Origin of the sequence: Robiginitalea aestuariiviva, assembly GCF_029537735.1 — a bacterium.
Lineage (GTDB): Bacteria > Bacteroidota > Bacteroidia > Flavobacteriales > Flavobacteriaceae > Robiginitalea > Robiginitalea aestuariiviva.
Window position 1 is genome coordinate 1,319,161 of record NZ_JARPUQ010000001.1, and the last position, 18,957, is coordinate 1,338,117.

The window sequence follows — 18,957 nt, forward strand, 5'->3', positions numbered from 1 at the left end:
CTTTCTTTCAGGCTCAGGTTTTAGGCTGCTGCCTTGGCTGCCGTAGCCTTGTAAACCAGGGCAATCACCATTCCTATGATGGCGTAGAAGATAATGTCCAGGACCCCTTCGGCCATATGGCCGGTAGCGTCCATCAGTTTGGAGGTGCCATACCAAAGCAGGTTCATACCCACCCCGATAAAGATCCCGATCCAGGCCCCGAACTGCAGGCCTTCGGAAGCGGAGTGGTGCCCTCGGGACCACTTTCCGTACAGGGAACTCATGGCAAAAGCCATGACTAGGTTGCCGAGGAAGATCATCAGCATACTCATCTCGGAATCGTCCTTCATGGTGTCCGACAGGGAGTGTACTTCAAAGAAGCTCGCCGTGGCCATCCCCCAGATGAGGTACCCCAGAATAAACATCACTACAGTGCCCGCAAGGGTCGCCAAAATATTTTGTTTTGAAAACATGGTTGTTCAGTTAATTGGTTAATAGTGAATACAATATAGGAAATCTATCCATGCGCGGGACCGGTTTCAGTCAAATTTAGCAACCCACCAAACCTTATGCTCCTGCCGGTCTTTGTATTTTTAAACGCATAAACCGTCTGCCTATGAAATCATTAAGCCTGTTTGCCGTATGTTTGGTTATGGTCGGATGTCAGCCTGCACATAACACCATAATCATCGGCCACCGCGGTGCCAAGGGATACGTTACGGAAAATACCGTAGCTTCTGTGGCGCACGCCCTGGATCTGGGGGTGGATATGATCGAAATCGATGTTTTTCGCCTTCGCAGCGGGGAAATCGTGGTCTTCCACGACGACGAGGTAGACCGCCTGACCAACGGTAGCGGCCCCGTGGAGGAATATACTTATGAAGGGTTGCAACAACTATCCCTGGAGGGGGGGCATACCATCCCCAGCCTGCAACAGGTCCTCGATGCCATGGCGCACCGGGTGCCGTTGAACATCGAGCTTAAGGGCCCGGGTACGGCAGCTCCCGTCTATGACATTACCCGGGAGTACATCTCCCGCCAGGGGTGGGCCCCGGAGCAGTTTATCATTTCCAGTTTTAACTGGGACGAATTGCGGGCCTACAGGCGGCAGGACCCGGAGGCCCGTATTGCGGTCCTGACCGAGGGAGACCCCCTGGAAGCCCTGGAAGTGGCTGCAGAGCTGAATGCGGAAGCGGTAAACCCCAGTGCCCGCGCGGTAACCCCGGATGCGGTAACAAGGCTTCATAAAGCCGGGTATAAGGTTTATGTCTGGACCGTAAACGATCCCGATGTTTTTCGCGACCTCCGGGCCATGGGGGTAGACGGGATCTTTTCGGATTACCCTGACCGCATGCGATGAAATACGATCTGTTGGTTATTGGAGGGGGGGCAGCCGGCTTTTACGGGGCCGTGCATGCGGCCCGGCAATGCCCCGGGCTGCGGGTTGCCATCCTGGAAAAGGGCAAAGCCTTCCTGGAAAAAGTGCGCATTTCCGGCGGGGGTCGGTGCAACCTGACCCACCGGCCATTGGACCCCAGAGTACTTGCCGGGCATTACCCACGGGGCCACCGCGAGCTGATCGGGCCTTTCCACAACCACGCCAGCCGCGAGGTAATCACTTTTTTTGAAAAACTTGGGATGTCCGTTAAAACGGAAGCCGACGGGCGGGTATTTCCCGTTTCGGACCGGTCCCAGGACGTGATCGATACCCTGACCAAGGAGGCCCGGCGCCTGAACATTGAACTGATCCCCGGGTGCGGGGTACAGGCTTTTGGACCGGATAGCCCGGGTACGGGGTGGTGGGTGGAAACAGCTAAGGGGCCGTTCCATAGTCAGTGGTTGCTGGTTACCGCCGGCAGCAGCAAGAAAATATGGGGGCAGCTCCGGGAACTGGGTCATACGATTGTCCCCCCCGTTCCCTCCCTGTTCACCTTCCGCATCCCGGACCCCCGCCTGCAGGGGTTGCAGGGGCTTTCCTGCCCGGCAACCATTGCGGTCTTACCCCCGGAAAACGGGGACCCTCTGGCTGCGGCTAATTTCCGCAAGGCACAGCGAGCCGGCAGCCTTACAGCCGAAGGCCCTACCCTGATTACCCATTGGGGCCTGAGCGGCCCTGCCGTCTTAAAGCTTTCGGCCTGGGCAGCCCGGTTGCTGGCCGCCTGTGGATATCACTTCCGCATCCAGGTGAATTGGGTGCCGGAATACCACCCGGGCAGCCTGCCCCAATATTTGGAAGAGGTGCGCAGGGCTTCTCCCGCCAGGACGGTGGTGGCCAGCCGGCCTTTTGACCTCGCGGGCCGCCTGTGGGCCAGCCTTGTGGCCGGTGCAGGGATTAAGCGGGAAACTACCTGGCAGGCGATGGACAAAGCTGCCATTCGCCGGCTTTCCAGCCAGCTTTCCGAAGGGATTTTCCGGGTGGAGGGAAAGAGTACTTTTAAGGAGGAATTTGTAACGGCCGGGGGTGTTGCCCTGAAAGAAGTGGATTTCAAAACCTTTCAAAGCCGAAAGCTGCCAGGGCTTTTCCTGGCCGGGGAAATCCTGGACGTGGATGCGGTAACGGGGGGCTTCAACTTCCAGAATGCCTGGACCGGGGCCTTTATGGCTGCCCGTGGCATTGCAGCGGCCGCTGCCCTATCCGAGGGCCAGAAAGAGTAAAGCGGCAACCAGGGCACCGGAAACGGGTCCCAGGATGGGAATCCAGGAATACCCCCACTGACTCGGGCCTTTACCGGGAATGGGAACCAGGCGGTGAATAATCCGTGGGCCCAGGTCCCGCGCCGGGTTAATGGCATATCCCGTGGTGCCCCCAAGGCAAAGCCCGATCCCCCAGACCAGCAGGGCTACCGGCAAGGCGCCCAGGGACCCCAGGCCAATGGTGGTTTCGGGTTCGCTCAGGCTGGCGTCCGTAAAATACAGGACGGTAAAAACCAGTACAAAAGTGCCCAGTAATTCGGAAAGGAAATTCAGGGCCCGGTTCGGGATGGCCGGCGCGGTGCTGAACACCCCGAGCTGCATCCCGGGGTCTATGGTGCGGTTAAAATGGTCGCGGTGCATAAGCCAAACTCCAAATGCCCCCAGCATGGCACCTGCAAGCTGGGCCAGGACATAGGCCGGCACCTCGGCCCATGGGAATTTTCCCGCTGCGGCTAGGCCCACGGACACGGCCGGGTTAATGTGGGCCCCGCTGTAGGGGCCGGCCACCACCACCCCGACAAAAACGGCAAAGGCCCACCCGGTGGTGATGACCATCCAGCCGCTATTCTGCCCTTTGGTCCCTTCCAGGACTACATTGGCGTTTACCCCGCATCCCATCAGGATCAGCAGGAAGGTTCCTAGGAGTTCTGCAACAAATGGCGTCATGTTCAGGGCGTTTGGGGTTGGTTTGTGCTCCAGGCCTGCAGGGCGTTAACCGCCTGCTGCCAGCCCTGGATTTTATCTTGGATAAAGGCGGGATCGGCCTGGGGCTCAAAGGTGCGGTCGGTTTCCCAGATACGGCTGATTTCTTCCGTGTTCGCCCAGAATCCTACCGCGAGCCCTGCCAGGAAGGCCGCCCCCATTACCGTGGTTTCCACCACCCTTGGCCGGATGGTCCGTGCCTGCAGCACATCGGCCTGGAATTGCATCAGCAGGTTGTTTACCGTCGCCCCCCCATCGACCCGGAGTTCCCGGATGGCGATGCCCGAATCTGCCTCCATGGCTTTCAGGACATCCATGGTCTGGAAGGCGATGGATTCTAGTGCGGCCCGCGCTAGGTGGGCGTCTGTGGTGCCTCGGGTAAGGCCAAAGACGCAGCCCCGCGCCTGTTGGTCCCAGTATGGGGCCCCCAGACCTGCAAAAGCGGGTACCAGATAGACACCGCCCGTATCCGGTACCTGGGCGGCAAGGGCTTCCACAGCCTCCGAGGTATCGATCAGGCCCAGCCCGTCCCGGAGCCATTGGACTACAGCGCCGGCAATAAAAATACTTCCTTCCAGTACGTAGGTGGTCTTTCCACCCAGGGTCCAGCCTACGGAAGTAAGCAGGTTGTTCCGGGATAAAATGGGCTCCGAACCGATGTTCATCAGCATAAAGCACCCTGTGCCATAGGTGTTTTTAACCATCCCTTTGCGGGTACACATCTGCCCGAAGAGGGCGGCCTGCTGGTCGCCGGCAATCCCGGCAATGGGGATGGGCTTGCCCAGGAAGGATGCGGAACATTCTCCATAGACTTCACTGGACTCCCGCACTTCCGGCATCATGGAGGCGGGAACCTGGAAGTGTTCCAGCAGTTCCGGGTCCCACCCCAGGGTATGGATGTTAAATAAGAGGGTGCGGCTGGCATTGGTGGTGTCCGTAATGTGCAGGGCCCCATCGGTCATCTTCCAGATCAGCCAGCTGTCTATGGTGCCCATCAGGAGGTGGCCGGCCTGTGCCTTCTCCCTGGCGTCGGGTACGTTTTCCAAAATCCATCGGGCCTTGGTACCTGAAAAATAGGAGTCCAGGACCAGGCCGGTTTTTGCCCGGATAAACTCCTGGTGCCCTTCTTTTTTCTGGGCCTCACAATACCCGGCCGTGCGCTTGTCCTGCCATACAATGGCGTTGTGCACCGGTTTTCCGGTCCTGCGGTCCCATACCACCGTGGTTTCGCGCTGGTTCGTAATGCCGATCCCACGGATTTGTTCAGGACGGATGCCGTTGACTTCCAGGGCCTGTCGCGCCATTTCCCGTTGTACCTCCCAGATTTCCTCAGCATCGTGTTCTACCCACCCCGGTTTGGGGAAGTGCTGTGTAAATTCCTTTTGGGCGGTGGCCACCAGGGAACCCTTGCGGTCAAAGAGCAAAGCCCTGCAGCTGGTGGTGCCCTGGTCCAGGGCCAGGATATAGGTTTCCATAGGCAATCGAGATCGTTACGCCACAGGCGGGTTGAGGGTTAAAAATAACGGAATTATCGGTTTATGCATAATACCTACCTTTCCGGGTGTATGGAAGCGTATATCGGATGGTTGCCCGGGGTGAACGTTGGGGGTCACCGCAAGGTGCAGATGGCAACATTGCGGGAGGTACTGCAGCAGGAAGGGTTGCAGGATGTTGCCACCTATGTGCAAAGCGGGAATTTCGTTTTTAAGGGTCCGCCGGGCAAATCCCTGCTATCCCTGCAGCTGGAAAAGGTCATAGCAGCCCATTTCGGGTTTTCCGTCCCGGTTGTACTGCTCAGGCCTGCTGAAGTCCGGGCCTTGCTGGAGGCCCATCCTTTTCAGGGGGACCGGGAGAAGTGTTACTATGTGTTCTTCAAAGATTCTCCGGATCCTGCCCTGGAATCCCGCCTGGAAGCGGGGAATTATCCCGGGCAGCGCTGGCAGCTGGCGCCCTGGGGGATATACCTTTGGTGCGAAGAGGGTTATGGGAAAGCCAGGCTCAACAACAATGAAATAGAGCGCCTGGGGCAGGTTCGGGCTACCACTCGCAATCACCGAACCCTGTGCCAGGTGCTGGAAATGGCAGCAGGGCTGGAGGCGTCTTAGTTTAACTGAACAATGCTCAGGTTCAGGACACTGGCAAACAGGACCCAGGCCAGGTAGGGGAGCAGCAGCCAGGCCGCAGGTTTACTGACAATCCGGAACCACTTCAGGGTGAAGATCAGGGCCAGGATCAGGGCCAGGATTACAAAGAATGCCCACAAGGGCTTTTGAAGGCCGAAGAAGACTATACTCCAGCTGCCATTCAGTAGCAACTGGAAGCCGAAATGGTAGAGGGCAGTTTTTACCCAGAGGTGGTGAAACCCCCGGGACCAGACCAGGCCGGCCGAGATCCCCATCAGGATATACAAGACGGTCCACACCGGGGCAAACAACCAGTTGGGCGGGGTGAACGAGGGCTTGGCCAGTGTGGTGTACCACCCCCCAACAGAACTCTGGGTCGCAAAGGCTGCCAGGATGCCAATCAACAGGCAAACCAGGACCGAAACCAGGATGCGCAGATATGTTTTACGGGAGGTGCCCATTGGTCTAAATTAGGAAAAAATGCGTTGCGGCACCCCGTGAATTACCGCTATCTTTGCGCAAAACAGTCCTATGGACATGAAGGAATTCGTATACCAGGGGCCGGATACAGGCCCGGAGCAGGGGGCGGTGCACTGGGAGGCCCCCAGCAATATCGCCCTGGTGAAGTACTGGGGGAAGCACGGGAACCAACTGCCCATGAACCCCTCCTTAAGTTTTACCCTGGACGCATGCCACACCCGGACCCGCCTGGAGTTTTTTCAGTCCGGGGGCTCCATGCCTGTGGAAGTGTTATTGGACGGGCAGCCTGCACCTTCCTTCGAACCCAAAATCCGGCAGTTCCTGGAACGCGCCCTGCCCTTTCAACCGTTTCTGAAAGGATATGGTTTCCGGGTACATACCCACAACAGTTTCCCGCACAGCAGCGGGATTGCCTCTTCGGCCAGCGGCATGGCAGCCCTGGCCCTTTGCCTGATGGATCTTGAGCGACTTTTTGCCCCGGGGCTTTCGGCAGGGCAGTTCCGCAGGAAGGCTTCTTTTCTGGCCCGCCTGGGTTCCGGGTCTGCGGCCCGCAGTGTGGACGGCGGGCTGGTCCTCTGGGGCACCCACCCGGGGCTGGAGGGTAGTTCAGACGCTTACGGGGTCCCGTATCCGGAAAAAGTGCACCCTGTATTCCAGGACTACCACGATACTATTCTCCTGGTAGACAAAGGGGAAAAGGCGGTAAGTAGTACCGTGGGGCACGGGCTCATGGACGGGCATCCCTTTGCCGGGGCCCGCTTTGAGCAGGCGCGCCAGAACCTGGACCGCCTTGGCCCAGTACTGGCTGCCGGGGACCTGGATGGCTTTGTAGACCTGGTGGAATCCGAGGCGCTTACCCTGCATGCCATGATGCTCAGCAGCTCGCCTTCCTTTATCCTGATGAAACCGGGCACCCTGGCCATCCTAGAAAAATTACGGGCCTTTCGAAAAACCAGTGGCCACCCCGTTTGTTTCACCCTGGATGCCGGCGCCAATGTTCACGTACTTTACCCGGCTGCCAGCCGGGAAGCGGTCTATCCCTTCATACAGGAAGCCCTGTTGGAGCATTGCCATCAGGGCCACCACATCTGCGACCGGGTGGGCCGCGGGGCCAGGCGGCTGGCAGGTGCCGGTTCCTGAAATGTGACTCTATACCCGGAAGGCAGCAAGATCCCAGCACTCAAAGGTTTAGGAATTTCTTAACCGGAAGTTTTGTATTTTTGTTCTGTAGATTGAGGCTGGCTTATGAAAGGACCCCTGTTTTATTCCAAAATCCTGCTCTTTGGCGAGTACGGGATCATTAAGGATTCCCGCGGCCTGTCCATACCCTTTAATTTCTTTAAAGGGGCCCTGAAAAAAGAGGAGGCACTGGCCGGGGCAGCCCTGGCCTCCAATACCAACCTGCGGAAATTTGCTGACTATCTGGACGTGGCGCGTAAGCAACACCCGGAAATGCCGGAATTTGACCTGGATCAATTGCGGCAGGACCTGGATGAGGGGATGTACTTTGACAGTTCTATCCCCCAGGGGTATGGGGTAGGGAGCAGCGGCGCCCTGGTGGCTGCCGTTTATGACCGTTACGCCAAAACCAAAATCACGGTGCTGGAAAACCTCACCCGTGAGAAGCTCCTGCAGCTCAAGGAGGTCTTTGCCCTGATGGAATCCTTTTTCCACGGAAAGTCTTCCGGCCTGGACCCGCTGAACAGCTACCTGAGCCTGCCCATCCTGATCCATTCCAGGGACCATATCGAATCCACCAGCATCCCTTCCCAGAACCCGGAAGGAAAAGGTGCCGTATTCCTGCTGGATAGCGGGGTGGTAGGAGAAACGGCCCCCATGGTTCAGATCTTCATGGAGAAAATGAAGCACGAAGGCTTCCGTAAAGTGCTCAAGGACCAGTTTATCCGCTATTCGGATGCCTGTGTGGAGGATTTTATCAGCGGGAACGTTAAATCCCTTTTCGGAAACATTAAGCAACTTTCCCACGTGGTCCTGGACCACTTCAAGCCGATGATCCCCCAGGAATTCCACCAGCTCTGGCAGCAAGGGATAGATACCAATGCCTATTACCTGAAGCTCTGCGGTTCTGGTGGCGGCGGTTACATCCTCGGCTTTACCGAAGACCTGGAACAGGCGCGGGAGGCTCTTAAAGGCCATCGCCTGGAGGTGGTCTACAACTTCTAAACCACAACCCCGGCATGCTTAGCCGACAGCATCGGATCGTCTTGCTCAAACTGCTGAGCCTGGTCTCCATTGTACGGGGGTACAACATCCTGGTTATTGCGCTGGCTCAGTACCTGGCTTCGATATACATTCTTTCCCCGGACCTGCCCGTGAGACAGGTGGTTTTGGACCTGAACCTCTTTCTGTTGGTGCTGGCCTCGACCCTGGTTATTGCGGCCGGCTATATCATCAACAGTTTTTACGATTCCGAAAAGGACCTGATCAACAAACCGCGGAAGACCCTGCTGGAACGCCTGGTCCCACAGCGGACGAAGATCTACGCTTATTTTATCCTGAATTTCACGGCCGTACTCACGGCCAGTTACGTTTCCTTTCGGGCGGCCTTCTTTTTTGCGGCCTATATTTTCGGGATCTGGTGGTATTCCCACCGCCTGAAACGCATTACTTTTCTGGGCAATGTGGTTTCGGCCACCCTGGCCATTGCCCCGTTTTTTGCGGTATTTGTGTACTACAAGAATTTTGCAGCCGAAATTTTTGTGCACGCCCTTTTCCTTTTCCTGCTGATCCTGAGCCGGGAGCTGATCAAGGATATGGAAAACCTGGCGGGGGACCTGGCCCAGAACTACCAGACCATTGCCGTGCGCTACGGCACCCGCTTCTCCAAATGGTGCGTGACCTTCCTGATCCTACTGGCCCTGCTTCCGGGATTCCTGCTGGTGCGCTATTTTGAAGTGGGATATATGTACCTGTATTTTATCGCCAGCGGATTGCTGATGCTGTTGTTTATCGTGTTGCTCTGGAGGTCTACCACCAAACGGCATTATGTCTGGCTGCACAACATCCTGAAGTTTATTATTGTATCCGGGGTATTCGGGATCCTGCTCATCGATGTGCATCTGGTCCTGAACCGCTTCCTTTAAGGCGCCCCGGGCTTTTTTTATTCCCTACCTTTGCCCCAACATATGAGCAGATCCGACAAAAACGACAAGAGAAGGCCCCGGCCCCGTTCCGGCGGGAATGGAGCCAAAAAGGCCTCAGGGCGGCAAGGTGGCAATTTCCGACGCAAGAGTTATGCACGGGGAAATGCCCCGGTCACCCCTAAGGCCCACACCCCCAAACCGGACCCGGACCTGGTCCGGCTGAACCGCTATATTGCCAATGCCGGGGTGTGTTCCCGCCGGGAGGCCGATACTTTTATCGCCGCTGGCAATGTAACGGTAAACGGGAAGACCGTAACCGAGATGGGTTATAAGGTGAAGCGTTCGGACGAGGTGCGTTTCGACGGCCGCCTCTTGCAACAGGAACGCAAGGAATATGTGCTTTTAAACAAGCCCAAGAATTTCATAACCACCACTAAGGACGAGCGGGGGCGGCGCACCGTGATGGAACTCATCTCCAATGCCAGCAATGCCCGATTACTCCCGGTAGGCCGGCTGGACCGCAATACCACCGGGCTGCTGCTCTTTACCAATGACGGGGACCTGGCTAAGAAACTCACCCACCCCAAACACGGGGTACGCAAGATCTACCACGTAGAACTGGATAAAAGCTTTAAGGCGTCGGACCTGCAACAGGTACGCGAAGGGCTGACCCTGGAAGACGGCTCAATCGCAGTGGATGAGATCAGCTATATAGACGGGGCTGCCACCAAAAAGGAAGTCGGGGTACAGTTGCATAGCGGGCGAAACCGTATTGTGCGCCGGATCTTTGAACACCTGGGTTACGAGGTGGTGCGCCTGGACCGGGTGGTGTTTGCCGGCCTGACCAAGAAGGACCTGCCCCGGGGCCACTGGCGGCATCTTACGGCCCAGGAGCTCATCAACCTGAAAAACCTCTCCTAGGGCTTATCCCCAGGCCTCCAGGGCCTGCATCATCTTCTTTTGGATGTCTTCCAGGCACAGGTTGCCGATACTCCCCTGGTGGGTATGGCGTGCATCCTTTTTTGGGCGATAGGTGCCGGCCTCGATTTCAGCTGCGAGTTCCCGGTAGGCATCCCGGAACGGCATGCCTTCCAGTACCCGTTGGTTTAAAGCATCCACACTGAAGAGGTAATCGTATTTCGGATCGTTCAGGATGTCTTCCCGTACCCGGACCTCCCGCAGGCTGCTGGTGGCAATCTCCAGGCAGGCCTTCAGGTTCTGGATGGCAGGTAGCAGGATATCCTTGGTCAGTTGCAGGTCGCGGTGGTACCCGCTGGGCAGGTTGGTGGTCAGGGTGGTCAGTTGTACGGGCACCCCTTGCAGGGCATTGCACTTGCCCCGTATCAGTTCAAAGATGTCCGGGTTTTTTTTGTGGGGCATAATACTGCTGCCCGTGGTCAGGTGGTCGGGGAAGGAAATAAAGTTGAAATTCTGGCTCATGTACAGGCAAACATCCATGGCCATTTTCCCCAGGGTGGCCCCAACCGACGCCAGGGCTGTGGCTGTGGTGCGTTCTACCTTGCCCCGCCCCATTTGGGCGGCTACTACGTTGAATTTCTGCGTCCCAAAGCCCAGGGCTTTCGTGGTAAAATCCCGGTCTATCGGGAAGGAGCTGCCATAGCCCGCTGCGCTGCCCAGGGGGTTCTGGTCTGCCACCCGGTAGGCGGCGTGCAGCAGGTAGATATCGTCTACCAAACTTTCCGCATAAGCGGAGAACCACAGGCCGAACGAAGAGGGCATGGCAATTTGCAGGTGGGTATACCCCGGCAACAGGACCCCCTTGTAGCGCGCCGCCAGATTGATCAACAGGCTGAAAAGCTCCGACACCTGGTCCCGGATACCCCCTAATTCATCCTTCAGGTAGAGTTGCAGGGCTACCAGTACCTGGTCGTTCCGGGAGCGGGCAGTGTGGATTTTCTTGCCCGTATCCCCCAGGGCTTCGGTGAGGAGGTATTCGATTTTGGAATGCATGTCCTCAAAATCCTTTTCAATGGTAAAGCGGCCGGCTTCGGCCTCCTGCAGCATCCGGTCCAGTTCGGCGGTGAGCTGCTCCACCTCTTTGCCGCCCAACAGTCCTATGGATCCGAGCATGCGCGCGTGGGCGCGGGAGGCAATAATGTCGTATTTGACCAGGGCCAGGTCCAGTTCCCGGTCGTTGCCTACCGTAAATTGATCTGTCTGTTCGTCCGGGTTTCCACCCTTGTCCCAAAGTTTCATATGCGCATTTTTGTTGTTTTTTACCTTATGGGGCCCCCCGTGCCTTACCCCCAGGGCAAAGCTAGGTTTTTTAACCGCAACTGGGTTACGGCCAAGGGTTGGCTTTTATCTTATCCAGCCAGGAAACGCTCCAGCATCCGGATGTAGAGCTGAATGCCATCGGCAATTTCCTGTACATAAATAAACTCGTCTGCCGAATGCGACCGCCGGCTGTCGCCCGGGCCCAGTTTCAGGGAAGGGCAACTCAGTGCCGCCTGGTCCGAGAGGGTCGGGGACCCGTAAGTCTGCCGGCCCAGGGCCACCCCGGCCTCCACCAAAGGGTGGTCTGCCGGGATGGAGGAGGAATTCAGCCGCAGCGACCTGGGTTTGACTTTACAGGGGGCTTCGGCCTGAAGGATATCGGCAATCTCCTGGTTGGTATACCGGTCGTTCACACGCACGTCCAACACCAGGTCTACCTTAGCCGGTACCACGTTGTGCTGTGTTCCCCCGTTAATCTGGGTTACCGTGAGTTTCACCTCCCCTAAAACCTTTGAAATTTTGGGGAAGCGATAGGCCCGGAACCACTCCAGTACGGAGATGCAGTTGTACAGGGCGTTGTCCGCATTGGGGTGGGCGGCATGGGAGGGCGTGCCGTGCACCTCGGCATCGAAAATCACCAGGCCCTTCTCGGCAATGGCCAGGTCCAGTAGTGTAGGTTCCCCTACAATGGCAACGTCTACCTCCGGCAAAATTTTCAGCATGCTGTTCAGGCCATTGGGCCCGGAGTTTTCCTCCTCGGCTGAGGCCACAATCACCACATTGTGCGACAGGTTTTCCCGTGGGTACCAATAGGCAAAACAGGCCAAGAGGGAAACCAGCGGCCCGCCGGCATCGTTGCTTCCCAGGCCGTAGAGCTTGCCGTCGGCGATTTCCGGGGTAAAGGGGTCCCTGGTATAGGCGCTGTTGGGTTTAACGGTATCGTGGTGGGAGTTTAGTAACAACAGGGGTTTACCCTCGGTATAGTCCCGGTTAAAGGCATAGATGTTGTTTCCGCTTCTCTTGAAGGGGATCTCCAGGGCTTCCAGCCACTGGCCTATGCGCGTTGCTGTCTGGTCTTCCTCCCCGGAAAAAGATTGGATACGGATCAGGTCCTGCAGGAGGTCCGTGGCACTTTGAATAAGTTCTTCGATCGTTTTCATAGCGTGATTTCGGTATGGTTTTCCCGTCCGCCTCTAAGCATTTCCGGTTGGCCGATATATACGCGGCCTACCCCCTGGCGGAGGGCTTCAAAACAGTTGTGGAGTTTGGGCAGCATGCCTGCGGCGATCTGCCCGGAGGCCTTCATGGCCTCATACCGCCCAGGATCCAGTACGGGTACCCGGCTTCCCGGGTCATTCACATCGGTGAGCACCCCAGGCTTTTCAAAACAGTAATAGAGTTGGGTGCGGTAAAGGTCGGCAAGGGCTACGGCCACGGCCGAGGCAATGGTGTCTGCATTGGTGTTGAGCAACTGGCCTCGGCCGTCGTGGGTAAGGGCGCAGAATACCGGGACCAGCTCCGCCTGCAGCAGCCCCTGCAGGGCCTGGGTGGATACGGTCTCAATATCCCCCACAAACCCATAGTCGATCTCCTTAACAGGCCGTTTACGCGCCCGGATCAGGCCAGCGTCCGCTCCGCTTACCCCAAGGGCAGGGCACCCCAATGCCTGCAGGGCGGCCACCAGGGTCTTGTTGGCCCATCCGGCATACACCATTACCGCTACTTCCAGGCTGTCTGCATCGGTAATGCGGCGCCCGTCTACCATCCGGGGGGTAATGCCCAGGCGTTTGCTGACCTGGGTGGCGCGTTGCCCGCCCCCATGTACCAGTACTTTCGGACCGGGCAGGGCAGCGAAGGCCTTATAGAAATCCGTGGCTAATCGGGGTTCTTCAAGGAAGGCCCCGCCAATTTTTACGATGGAGAGATCGGGTTTCATGGGTTGTTGCGTATCAGGTGTTCCAGGGCCAGCTGGGCCGCCAGGGTGCGGTTTGCGGCTTGCTGGACCACCAGCGATTGCCCGCCATCCAATACCCCGTCTGCGGCCACCACATTGCGTCGCAGTGGCAGGCAGTGCATAAAATACGCATCCCCCAGTTTTTCTGGGGTCATCATCCATGCAGGGTCCTGGGTCAGGACCGCCCCGTAATCCGAATAGCTGCTCCAGTTCTTCACATAGACAAAGTCTGCCCCATCCAGGGCCGCACCCTGGTCATGGGTGGTTTGTACGCCTTCGGTGAGTGACGGTGCCAGAGCATAACCTTCCGGGTGCGTCAGCACCAGCTCTACAGGCATGCGCTTCATGACGTCCAGGAAGGAATTGGCAACCGCCTGGGGCAGGGCCCTGGGGTGGGGCGCCCAGGAGAGGACTACCTTTGGTTTTTCTTTAGACCGGTACTGCTCCAGGGTCAGGGCATCGGCCAGGGCTTGCAGGGGGTGGGCCGTGGCACTCTCCATGTTCAGGATGGGGACACCGCTGTACCGGGCAAACCCGTTCAGGACTTCCTCGGCATAATCGGCCTCCCGGTCCTGCAGGCTTGCAAAGGCCCGGATTCCGACGTAATCGGCATACTGCCCTACCACTTGTGCGGCCTCCTTCACGTGTTCGGCCTTCCCGCCGTCCATGACCACCCCGTCGGCGTATTCCAGCTGCCAGCCCTCGGAGCCGAAGTTCATGACCATTACCTCCAGGCCCAGGCGCTGGGCCGCCAGCTGGGTGCTCAGGCGGGTGCGCAGGCTGTTGTTAAAAAACAAGAGGCAAAGCGTGCGCCCCTGCCCGGGGGTGCCCAGCATATCCGGGGTTTCCCTCAGGGCTGCCCCCCGTTCCAGCCACTGCGGGAGGTATTCAATGTCCGATAGGTTGCAAAAATGCTTCATGCGAGCTCTTTTTTTAGGGCGGTAAACAACAGGTCCAGGGCCTCGGGTTGTACATTCAGAGCCGGCAGGATGCGCAGCAGGTATTTGTCCTTGGCGCTGCCGGTAAAGATGTGGTGTTCAAAGATCAGGCGTTTGCGGAGGTCGGCCACCGGCTGCTCCAGTTGGATGCCCAGCATCAGGCCCTTTCCTTTTACCTGGAGGATAGCCGGGATTTCCGAGGCCCGGGAACGGAAATAGGCTTCCATCTCCCTGCAGTGTGCCATAAGCCCTTCTTCCCGGATGACCTCCAGGACGGCCAGGGCCGCGGCGCAGGCCAGGTGGTTGCCCCCAAAGGTGGTGCCCAGCATGCCGTGTTTGGGACGAATATCCGGGTGGATCAGGATCCCGCCCACGGGGAAACCATTGCCCATGCCTTTGGCCATGCTGATAATGCCGGGTTGGGCTCCGGAGTGCTGGAAGGCAAAAAACGCCCCGCTGCGCCCAAAACCGCATTGTACTTCGTCCGCAATCAGGACGGAACCGTATTGGCTGCACAGGCGGGAGGCTGCTTCGTAGAACTCCGGATGAACCATATCCAGGCCGCCTACGCCCTGTATCCCTTCCAGGATTACGGCACAAACATCCCCTTTGGCCAGTTCCCGTTCCAGGGCCGGGCCGTCGTTCAGTTCCAGGAAGGTTACCTGGTGCCCGGCGTTGAGCGGGGCAACAATGGCAGGGTTGTCTGTGGCAGCGACTGCGGCCGAGGTACGCCCGTGGAAACTATTGCGGAAGGCCACTACCCGGGGCTTTCCGGTGTGGAACGAAGCCAGTTTCAGGGCATTTTCATTGGCTTCCGCCCCGGAATTGCAGAGGAACAGCTGATAGCCTTCCAGGCAGGAGGCTTCGCACAGGGCATCTGCCAGTTCGGTCTGCAGGGGGTTCTGTATGGAGTTGCTGTAGAAGGCCAGTTGGTGTAACTGGGCTTCCAGGCGCGCTACAAAGTGCGGGTGGGTATGCCCGATGGAAATTACTGCGTGCCCGCCATACAGGTCCAGGTAGCGCTGGCCCTGCTGGTCTGTAATCCAGGAACCTTCCCCCTTAACCGGGGTGATATCGTACAGGGGGTAAACGTCAAAAAGCGGCATGGGTTAGGCTTTTCTGATTTGTGAAATTTTGTCGAAGGAACTTACGATCCCCCGAATCAGGGAAGAGCTCAGGCCCTGGTGCTCCATCTCGTTCAGGCCCTCAATGGTACAGCCCATGGGGGTGGTTACCCGGTCGATTTCCTCTTCCGGGTGGCTGCCGGAGGAGATCAGCAGTTCTGCCGCTCCCCTGCAGGTATGCATGGCCAGTTCCTGGGCTTCCCGCGCATCGAACCCCAGTTGTATGGCGCCCTGGGTGGTGGCCCGGATCAGGCGCATCCAGAAGGCGATCCCGCTGGCGCAGATCACGGTTGCGGCCTGCATCTGGCTTTCGGGGATCACCATGGAATGCCCCATGCGGTTAAAGATGGCCCCGGCCAGTTCCAGCCGCTTCTGCCCCTTTTCGTTGGCGCAGAGGCAGGTCATGGAACGCCCTACGGAAATAGCGGTATTGGGCATGGCCCGGATAATATGGCAATCTGTACCCAGGATGGATTCCATCCGGGTAATCCGAAAGCCCGTGATGGTGGAGATTACCACGTGGTTTTCGTGGAGCAGATCCTTGACGGATTCCAGGATTTCTTCGAAATGGCCTGGTTGTACGGCAAAGATCAGGATGTCCGAAGCGGCAACCGCCTCCCGGTTGTCCGAGGTGATGCGGACATTCCCGTACTCCTCGAAGGGGCGAATGCTATCCAGGTGGCGGCGGGTCATGTACATGGTGGTGGCGCCTCCGCTGTGGAGAATGCCCTTGGCGATGGATAAGCCCAGGTTTCCGGCGCCGATAATGGCTACTTTCATGGCAGGTGTTTTTTGGTTTAAAATGCGCTGGCTTTTAATTCCAGTCCCAGTTTTTCCTCCAGGCCAAAGAGGAGGTTCATGTTTTGCACGGCCTGCCCCGAGGCCCCTTTCAGCAGGTTGTCGATAACCGAACTCACCAGCAGGTAATCCCCATGTTTGTGGAGGTGCAGGTGGGCAAAGTTGGTGTTGACCACCTGTTTGAGGTCCAGCGGGTGGGGACTGCGAACGGTAAAGGGGGCATCCTGGTAATAGGAGTCAAACAGGGTTTCGGCAGCCTGCAGGGAGTCCGTAAAACGGGTGTAGGCCGTGGCAAAAATCCCCCGGGTAAAATTCCCCCGCATAGGCAGGAAGAGCAGTTCCCCGGCATCGGGTTGCAGGGCAGCAAGGCTTTCCCCGATCTCCCCCAGGTGCTGGTGGGTAAAGGGTTTATACCAGGACACGTTGTTGTTGCGCCAGCTGTAATGGGTGGTGGCCGACGGGCTTACCCCGGCCCCGGTACTCCCGGTTACCGCATTGATGTGGACGGCCTCACCCAGGAACCCGGCCTGCGCCAGGGGCAGCAGGGCCAGTTGAATGGCTGTGGCAAAGCAGCCGGGGTTGGCAATGTGGCTGGCCGCTTCTATAGCTTCCCGCTGGAATTCCGGCAGGCCGTAAACAAAACTGCGGCCCTGGAACTGCGATTCGGCGTGCAGGCGGAAGTCGTTGCTCAGGTCAATGACTTTGGTTTGGGGGCTAAACTTGTGTGCCCCAAGGAAGGTGCTGGAATTCCCATGACCCAGGCAAAGAAAGACCACATCCACTTCCGGGTTTACCTTCCCGCTAAAGCGGGCTTCGGTCACCCCAAGCAGGTCCGGGTGGCCGTCCGAAAGCGGCTTTCCCGCCCGGGTGGTGCTGTAAACAAAATCCAGGGTAATGGCCGGGTGCCCCAGCAACAGGCGGATCAGTTCTCCTCCGGTATATCCGGAGCCCCCTATGATGCCGGCCCGGATCATGACGGGTTTTCGATATGGTGGGCAATACGCCCGGGGTTCGACAGGATTTTGATAAAGCCCTTGGCTTCTTCGGCCGTCCAGCCCTTATTCATTTCCCCATAGCTGCCAAAGCGGGCGTTCATCAGGTCGTTCTCGGACTCGATGCCTTCCAGTTCAAAGCGGTAGGGGTGCAGGCGTACGTACACTGTGCCGCTCACCTTGCGCTGGGAGTCCAGGAGGAAGGCCTCGATGTTGCGCATGACCTCGTCCAGGTACTGCCCTTCGTGCAGGAGCATGCCGTAGAAGTTGGCGAGTTGTTCCTTCTGGAATTGCTGCCATTTGCTCAGGGTGTGTTTTTCCAACAGGTGGTGGGCCTTTAGGGTAATCAGTGCGGAAGCCGCTTCAAAACCGACCCGGCCTTTGATCCCTATAATTGTATCCCCCACGTGGATGTCGCGGCCAATAGCATAGGCGCTGGCCAGGGTTTCCAATTCCTGTATGATCGCCGCCGGGTGGCCTGCCTTGCCATTCAGGGCCACAGGCTCACCTTCCCGGAATTCCAGCGCCAGGGTTTGGGGATCCTGCGTCGTTAATGGGCTGGGGTAGGCGTGATCCGGTAGGGCCTTGCGGGAGCCCAGGGTTTCCTCGCCTCCCACGGAGGTGCCCCACAGACCCTTGTTGATGCTGTATTTAGCTTTCTCCCAGCTGTAGGGAATGCCGTGGGACTGCAGGTATTCGATTTCCGCCTCCCGGGCCAGTTTCCGGTCGCGGATGGGGGTGATGATTTCTATTTCAGGGGCCAGGACCTGGAAGATCAGGTCAAAACGGACCTGGTCGTTCCCCGCCCCGGTGCTGCCGTGGGCTATATGGGTGGCCCCCACTTGACGGGCATGGGCTACTATTTCCAGGGCCTGCACAATGCGCTCGGCGCTCACAGACAAAGGATAGGTATTATTGCGGAGTACGTTTCCGAAAATGAGGTATTTCACCACTTTTTCGTAAAAGGTCTGCACCGCATCGATGGCGGTATAGGTGGCCGCCCCCAGCTCCAGGGCCTTGGCCTTAATGGTCGCGAGTTCTTCGGCGTCGAAGCCCCCTGTGTTTACCGTTACGGCATGGACCTCATACCCTTCCTGGTGGGAGAGGTAATGGGCGCAGTAGGAGGTGTCCAGGCCTCCGCTGTAGGCCAGTACAAGTTTTTTCATGGTTTCTTTTTCTTTAAAAACAGGTTCTCTTTAATCTTAGTCAGGCGCTCGTAGGTTTTCCGGTTCATCTTGCGCTCCTTGTTGCGGGTGGGGTCCTTGGGGTCGTACAGCATACCGGTGCACAGGCACATTTTCCGGTCCGTGCGGGTCAGGACATCGAAGTTCTTGCAGGTCTGGCAGCCCTTCCAGAACTCCGGGTCGTCTGTGAGTTCCGAAAAAGTAACCGGCCGGTAGCCCAGGTCGTAATTCATTTTCATGACGGCCAGCCCCGTGGTAATCCCAAAGATTTTGGCGTCCGGAAACTTCTTGCGGGACAGGTCAAAAATGGCTTTTTTGATCTGTTTGGCCAGCCCCTGGTTGCGGTAGTCCGGGTGAACGATCAGGCCGGAATTGGCCACGTACTTCTGGTGCCCCCAGACTTCGATGTAGCAGAAGCCGGCAAAGGTGTCGCCGTCCAGGGCAATTATGGCATTCCCGTTTTTAAGCCGTTGTATGATGTACTCCGGGGTGCGTTTGGCAATACCGGTACCCCGGATCTTGGCAGACTCCGCGATGGTATCGCAGATCACCTGCGCATATTTGACATGGGATGCATCAGCAACAATTATTTTCATTGCCTGTGAAAGGGATTATCGGGTTGTAATGGAAAAAAAATCGGATCGGAG

General features: G+C 57.7%; 20 protein-coding genes. 7 read left to right on the forward strand and 13 right to left on the reverse strand.

What is annotated here, in order from left to right; translation table 11 throughout:
• Positions 1–20: 20 nt before the first annotated feature.
• Positions 21–431: a hypothetical protein gene (locus tag OZ410_RS05825; protein ID WP_277706981.1), complete on the reverse strand. Its 411-nt coding sequence runs from the start codon at positions 429–431 to the stop codon at positions 21–23.
• A gap of 164 nt (positions 432–595) precedes the next feature.
• Between OZ410_RS05825 and OZ410_RS05830 the strand changes: the two genes are divergently transcribed.
• On the forward strand, positions 596–1,339 hold the full coding sequence (locus OZ410_RS05830; protein ID WP_277706982.1) for a glycerophosphodiester phosphodiesterase: 744 nt from the start codon (positions 596–598) through the stop codon (positions 1,337–1,339).
• Positions 1,336–2,634 (forward strand): aminoacetone oxidase family FAD-binding enzyme, encoded by a 1,299-nt coding sequence (locus tag OZ410_RS05835; RefSeq protein WP_277706983.1) that lies wholly within the window; start codon positions 1,336–1,338, stop codon positions 2,632–2,634. Before OZ410_RS05830 ends, OZ410_RS05835 begins: the two co-directional genes overlap by 4 nt.
• Here OZ410_RS05835 and OZ410_RS05840 read toward each other — a convergent pair.
• Together OZ410_RS05840 and glpK are read right to left on the reverse strand one after the other, a co-directional pair.
• Positions 2,611–3,339 (reverse strand): MIP/aquaporin family protein, encoded by a 729-nt coding sequence (locus tag OZ410_RS05840; protein WP_277706984.1) that lies wholly within the window; start codon positions 3,337–3,339, stop codon positions 2,611–2,613. The genes OZ410_RS05835 and OZ410_RS05840 overlap by 24 nt on opposite strands.
• Before the next feature lie 2 nt (positions 3,340–3,341).
• The gene (gene glpK / locus OZ410_RS05845; RefSeq protein WP_277706985.1) at positions 3,342–4,850 is read right to left on the reverse strand and encodes a glycerol kinase GlpK; all 1,509 of its coding nucleotides are present in this window, start codon (positions 4,848–4,850) and stop codon (positions 3,342–3,344) included.
• A gap of 63 nt (positions 4,851–4,913) precedes the next feature.
• Between glpK and OZ410_RS05850 the strand changes: the two genes are divergently transcribed.
• Entirely contained in the window at positions 4,914–5,480 is a 567-nt protein-coding gene (locus OZ410_RS05850; RefSeq protein WP_277706986.1) for a DUF1697 domain-containing protein, read from the forward strand.
• Here OZ410_RS05850 and OZ410_RS05855 read toward each other — a convergent pair.
• Positions 5,477–5,959 (reverse strand): TspO/MBR family protein, encoded by a 483-nt coding sequence (locus OZ410_RS05855; protein WP_277706987.1) that lies wholly within the window; start codon positions 5,957–5,959, stop codon positions 5,477–5,479. The two genes, OZ410_RS05850 and OZ410_RS05855, sit on opposite strands and share 4 nt — an antisense overlap.
• A gap of 76 nt (positions 5,960–6,035) precedes the next feature.
• Between OZ410_RS05855 and OZ410_RS05860 the strand changes: the two genes are divergently transcribed.
• From OZ410_RS05860 to OZ410_RS05875, 4 genes are all read left to right on the forward strand, one after another.
• Positions 6,036–7,118, forward strand: a complete 1,083-nt coding sequence (locus tag OZ410_RS05860; RefSeq protein WP_338156646.1) for a diphosphomevalonate decarboxylase — start codon at positions 6,036–6,038, stop codon at positions 7,116–7,118.
• A 105-nt stretch (positions 7,119–7,223) separates the two neighbouring features.
• Positions 7,224–8,162 carry a mevalonate kinase family protein gene (locus tag OZ410_RS05865; RefSeq protein WP_277706989.1) on the forward strand — a complete coding sequence of 313 codons (939 nt, stop codon included), beginning with the start codon at positions 7,224–7,226 and terminating at the stop codon, positions 8,160–8,162.
• 14 nt (positions 8,163–8,176) lie between these two features.
• A complete protein-coding gene (locus OZ410_RS05870; RefSeq protein ID WP_277706990.1) occupies positions 8,177–9,082 on the forward strand; it encodes a geranylgeranylglycerol-phosphate geranylgeranyltransferase in 906 nt (301 codons plus the stop codon).
• 42 nt (positions 9,083–9,124) lie between these two features.
• The gene (locus tag OZ410_RS05875) at positions 9,125–10,003 is read left to right on the forward strand and encodes a pseudouridine synthase (protein ID WP_277706991.1); all 879 of its coding nucleotides are present in this window, start codon (positions 9,125–9,127) and stop codon (positions 10,001–10,003) included.
• A 3-nt stretch (positions 10,004–10,006) separates the two neighbouring features.
• Here the strand turns inward: OZ410_RS05875 and argH are convergent, their stop codons facing one another.
• The 9 genes from argH to OZ410_RS05920 form a co-directional block, all read right to left on the reverse strand.
• Entirely contained in the window at positions 10,007–11,299 is a 1,293-nt protein-coding gene (gene argH, locus OZ410_RS05880; RefSeq protein WP_277706992.1) for an argininosuccinate lyase, read from the reverse strand.
• A gap of 110 nt (positions 11,300–11,409) precedes the next feature.
• Entirely contained in the window at positions 11,410–12,480 is a 1,071-nt protein-coding gene (locus OZ410_RS05885) for a M20 family metallo-hydrolase (RefSeq protein WP_277706993.1), read from the reverse strand.
• Complete coding sequence (argB, locus tag OZ410_RS05890; protein WP_277706994.1) at positions 12,477–13,256, reverse strand: acetylglutamate kinase; 780 nt, start codon at positions 13,254–13,256, stop codon at positions 12,477–12,479. Before argB ends, OZ410_RS05885 begins: the two co-directional genes overlap by 4 nt.
• Positions 13,253–14,194: a Rossmann-fold NAD(P)-binding domain-containing protein gene (locus OZ410_RS05895; RefSeq protein WP_277706995.1), complete on the reverse strand. Its 942-nt coding sequence runs from the start codon at positions 14,192–14,194 to the stop codon at positions 13,253–13,255. The genes argB and OZ410_RS05895 overlap by 4 nt, the downstream gene beginning before the upstream one ends.
• Positions 14,191–15,318 (reverse strand): aspartate aminotransferase family protein, encoded by a 1,128-nt coding sequence (locus tag OZ410_RS05900; RefSeq protein ID WP_277706996.1) that lies wholly within the window; start codon positions 15,316–15,318, stop codon positions 14,191–14,193. Before OZ410_RS05900 ends, OZ410_RS05895 begins: the two co-directional genes overlap by 4 nt.
• Positions 15,319–15,321: 3 nt before the next feature.
• On the reverse strand, positions 15,322–16,116 hold the full coding sequence (gene proC / locus OZ410_RS05905; RefSeq protein ID WP_277706997.1) for a pyrroline-5-carboxylate reductase: 795 nt from the start codon (positions 16,114–16,116) through the stop codon (positions 15,322–15,324).
• Positions 16,117–16,133: 17 nt separating this feature from the next.
• Positions 16,134–17,108, reverse strand: a complete 975-nt coding sequence (gene argC / locus OZ410_RS05910) for an N-acetyl-gamma-glutamyl-phosphate reductase (RefSeq protein WP_277706998.1) — start codon at positions 17,106–17,108, stop codon at positions 16,134–16,136.
• The gene (argG, locus tag OZ410_RS05915; RefSeq protein WP_277706999.1) at positions 17,105–18,292 is read right to left on the reverse strand and encodes an argininosuccinate synthase; all 1,188 of its coding nucleotides are present in this window, start codon (positions 18,290–18,292) and stop codon (positions 17,105–17,107) included. Before argG ends, argC begins: the two co-directional genes overlap by 4 nt.
• A complete protein-coding gene (locus OZ410_RS05920) occupies positions 18,289–18,906 on the reverse strand; it encodes a GNAT family N-acetyltransferase (RefSeq protein WP_277707000.1) in 618 nt (205 codons plus the stop codon). The genes argG and OZ410_RS05920 overlap by 4 nt, the downstream gene beginning before the upstream one ends.
• Positions 18,907–18,957: the final 51 nt, after the last annotated feature.